The 3,858-nt window shown below is 67.3% G+C and carries 3 protein-coding genes; 2 read left to right on the forward strand and 1 reads right to left on the reverse strand.

Going from position 1 to position 3,858, the window contains the following annotated elements:
• Positions 1 to 117: 117 nt before the first annotated feature.
• Together IRZ77_RS26520 and IRZ77_RS26525 are read left to right on the forward strand one after the other, a co-directional pair.
• Positions 118 to 2,772 carry a sensor histidine kinase gene (locus tag IRZ77_RS26520; protein WP_085601288.1) on the forward strand — a complete coding sequence of 885 codons (2,655 nt, stop codon included), beginning with the start codon at positions 118 to 120 and terminating at the stop codon, positions 2,770 to 2,772.
• Positions 2,769 to 3,464 (forward strand): response regulator, encoded by a 696-nt coding sequence (locus tag IRZ77_RS26525; protein ID WP_013973414.1) that lies wholly within the window; start codon positions 2,769 to 2,771, stop codon positions 3,462 to 3,464. The genes IRZ77_RS26520 and IRZ77_RS26525 overlap by 4 nt, the downstream gene beginning before the upstream one ends.
• Positions 3,465 to 3,643: 179 nt before the next feature.
• Here the strand turns inward: IRZ77_RS26525 and IRZ77_RS27030 are convergent.
• The coding region (locus tag IRZ77_RS27030; protein ID WP_328315963.1) for a DUF6708 domain-containing protein at positions 3,644 to 3,858 on the reverse strand (215 nt) is incomplete at its 5' end.

A 3,858-nucleotide genomic window follows, 5' to 3' on the forward strand; every position in this document is an offset into this window, starting at 1 on the left:
GGTTCACCCGCGAATGCGATAGTGGCGCCACCATCGTATTAGCGGGTGAACCCGCACCCGCAGGTACGGTGTTTGTCCCTGAATTTGCTGCTTGCTGGAAATAGCAAAGGATGAAAGATGAGTGACTCCGCCCGCGCAGACGCGCTGTTGGCTACCCTCCCGCGATCCGGCCGGGGCCGGCTGAAGGTGTTCCTTGGCGCCGCCCCCGGCGTCGGCAAGACCTTCGCCATGCTCCAGGCCGCCCACGCCCAGCAACGCCAAGGCGTGCAGGTGCTGGCCGGGGTGGTCGAAACCCATGGCCGCGCCGAAACCGAGGTATTGCTCGCTGGCCTTCAGCAGCAACCCCTGCTGCGCAGCCAGTACCGCGGCGTCACCCTCGAGGAAATGGACCTCGACGGCCTGCTCAAGGCCGCGCCGGCCTTGGTGCTGGTCGATGAACTGGCCCACACCAATGCGCCCGGCAGCCGCCACGCCAAACGCTGGCAGGACGTGCAGGAACTGCTGGCCGCCGGCATCGATGTGTACACCACGGTCAACGTCCAGCACCTGGAAAGCCTCAACGACAAGGTCCGCGACATTACCGGCGTGCAAGTGCGCGAAACCCTGCCGGACTGGGTACTGCAGGAAGCCTTCGAGCTGGTGCTGATCGACCTGCCACCCCGTGAGCTGCTCGAACGCCTGCGCGAAGGCAAGGTGTACGTGCCCGAGCAGGCGCGGGCCGCCATCGATGCGTTCTTCTCGCAAACCAACCTTACCGCCCTGCGCGAACTGGCCATGCAGACCGCCGCTGCCCAGGTGGATGCCGACCTGGCCCACGGCTATCGCCAACGCGGCCAGGAAGCCCCGGCCCTGCGTGGGCGCTTGCTGGTGGGCGTGGATGGCGACGACCAGGCCGAACGGCTGGTGCGCCATGCCAGTCGCGTGGCGCAACGCCGCCACCTGCCTTGGAGCCTGGTGCATGTGGACAACGGCCGCCTGCGCGACGAAACCGCACGCCAGCGCCTGCAAGCTGCCCAGCAACTGGCCGAACGCCTGGGCGGGGAGGTGGTACTGCTGCGTGCCGGTGAAGTGGTGCGCACGCTGATCCAGCATGCCGCCGAACGGCGGGCCAGCCTGGTGCTGGTCGGGCAGTCCCGCGACCGCCTGCGCCGGCGCCTGTTCGGTGCCGGTGTGGCCGCGCGGCTGCTGCGCGAAAGCCACGGCCTGGAAATCAACGTGCTGGACCGCGACGCGCAGCCGCAAGCGCCACGTTCGGCGGTGCGGCGGGTGTGGGTCTGGCGCCATTACCTGCTGGCGCTGCTGGCCACGCTCATGGCCGCGGGCCTGGCCTGGGCGGTGTCGAGTGTGCTGGCCCTGCCCAACATCTCGCTGGTGTTCCTGGCCGCGGTGTTGCTGGTGGCGGTGCGCAGCAGCCTGGGGCCTGCGCTGGCCTGCGCGGTGCTGTCGTTCCTGACCTACGACTTCCTGTTCATCCCGCCCAACCTGTCGTTCAGGATCCAGCGCGAAGAAGACGTGCTGACCTTGGTGTTCTTTCTGTTGATGGCTGCACTCACCGGCAACCTGGCTGCGCGCCAGCGTCGGCAGTTGCAGGCGCTGCGCGAAACCCAGGCGCAGACCAGCCAGTTGCTCGACCTGTCGCGCCGGCTGACCGTGGCCACCGACCGCCAGGCGGTGTTCAACGCCGCCGGCCAGCACCTGAACGGCTGGCAGGACATGCAGGTATGCCTGCTGGAGCGCAATGTCGAAGGTCAGTTGCAAGTGGCCACCGGCGAAGCCCATGCCTTCAACGATAACGAGCGCGCCGCCGCAGAGTGGGCCTGGCAGCATGGCCAGGCCGCCGGTCAGGGCAGCGACACCCTGCCCAATGGCCGCTGGTGGTGGTGGCCGCTGGCGGTGGATGAACAGCCCCTGGCATTGCTCGGTGTGCGCCCACGTTCCGGCCAGCCGCTCAGCGACCCGCGCCGGCGTCTGCTCACCGCCCTTGGTCAGCCGCTGGCCCAGGCCCTGGCCCGCGCCCGGCTGGCCGAACAGCTGGAGGCCGCGCGCCTGCATGGCGAAACCGAGCAGTTGCGCAGCGCCTTGCTTGCGTCCGTTTCCCATGACTTGCGCACCCCGCTGACCGCCATGCGCGGCAGCATCGACAGCCTGCTGGCGCTGGGCGAGGCGATCCCCACCGCCGACCGCCGCGAACTGCTGGAGGGCACCCGCAACGAGGCCGAACGCCTCGACCGCTACATCCAGAACCTGCTCGACATGACGCGCCTTGGTCACGGCGGCCTCAAACTGGCCCGCGACTGGGTGGCCCCGGCCGACATTGTTGGCAGCGCGCTCAACCGCTTGCGCGCGGTGCTGGCGCCGCTGCGGTTGCACACCGACGTGCCGGCCGAGCTGCCGTTGCTGTTCGTGCATGCGGCGTTGATCGAGCAAGCCCTGGTCAACGTGCTGGAAAATGCCGCGCGCTTCTCGCCAGCCAATGGCCGGCTGGAGCTGCAGGTGTCGGTGCAGGACGCCAGGTTGTGCTTCGCCGTCAGCGACCAGGGCCCCGGCATTCCCGTGGAAGACCGCGAGAAGATCTTCGACATGTTCTATACCGCCGCTCGCGGCGACCGCGGCGGGCAGGGCACCGGCCTGGGCTTGGCGATCTGCCAGGGCATGATCGGCGCCCATGGCGGACAGATCCTGGTGGGCGAAGGCATCGATGGCCAGGGCACCAGCATCACTTTATGCTTGCCGCTGCCTCCTCAACCTGAAACCGAAAGCGAAACCCCATGAGTCAGTCCGCCACCCTCCTGGTCATCGACGATGAACCGCAGATCCGCAAGTTCCTGCGCATCAGCCTGGCCTCGCAAGGCTACAAGGTGCTCGAGGCTGCCACCGGCGCGGAAGGGCTGGCCCAGGCGGCCCTGGGCAAGCCGGACTTGGTGGTGCTCGACCTGGGCCTGCCGGACATGGACGGTCAGCAGGTACTGCGTGACCTGCGCGAATGGAGCGCGGTGCCGGTGCTGGTGTTGTCGGTGCGTGCCAGTGAAGTGCAGAAGGTCGATGCGCTGGATGGCGGTGCCAACGACTATGTGACCAAGCCGTTCGGCATCCAGGAGTTTCTGGCGCGGGTGCGCGCCTTGCTGCGCCAGGTGCCCCAGGCGGGTGGCTCGGAAGTGGCGGCCAGCTTTGGGCCGCTGATGGTGGACTTCGCCTTCCGCCGGGTGACCCTGGATGGCGTGGAAGTGGCGCTGACCCGCAAGGAGTATGCGCTGCTGGCGCAACTGGCCGGGCATCCGGGGCGAGTGATTACCCAGCAGCAGCTGCTCAAGGATATCTGGGGGCCTACCCATGTGGATGACACCCATTACCTGCGGATCGTGGTCGGGCATCTGCGGCAGAAGCTGGGCGATGACCCCACGGCGCCGCGGTTCATCATCACCGAGCCAGGGGTGGGGTACAGGTTGGTGGCGCCGACCATGTAACCCCGGTGGGTGCTGGCTTGCCCGCGAAGAATCCAGAGCGATGCATGGCACCGGCTGCGCCGTTGTTCGCGGCTGAAGCCGCTCCCACAGAGCCCCGCTAATTCAATGAGTTATGGGCAGTTCTATGTGAGCTGGCATGCCGGCGATGGGGCCAGCGCAAGCAGCGCAAGACGGTAAGCTCAGGGGGAGGTCCTCGACTCCAGATCCATTTCAGCTGGCCACTCTACTCGGGGTGCAAGGCGCAGGGCGAACTCACACCAGAGTACATCGTTGTGATCCTTGGGTTCCCCGGGTGGTGGCAGAGCTGAGGGGCCTTCCTGCATGTAGGTGCAGATGTAGGCCCAGGCATGCTGGTCGGCACCCATCGTACTCAGGTGAAAACGGTCGATGACGT

This window comes from Pseudomonas pudica, from assembly GCF_015680405.1.
Lineage (GTDB): Bacteria > Pseudomonadota > Gammaproteobacteria > Pseudomonadales > Pseudomonadaceae > Aquipseudomonas > Aquipseudomonas pudica.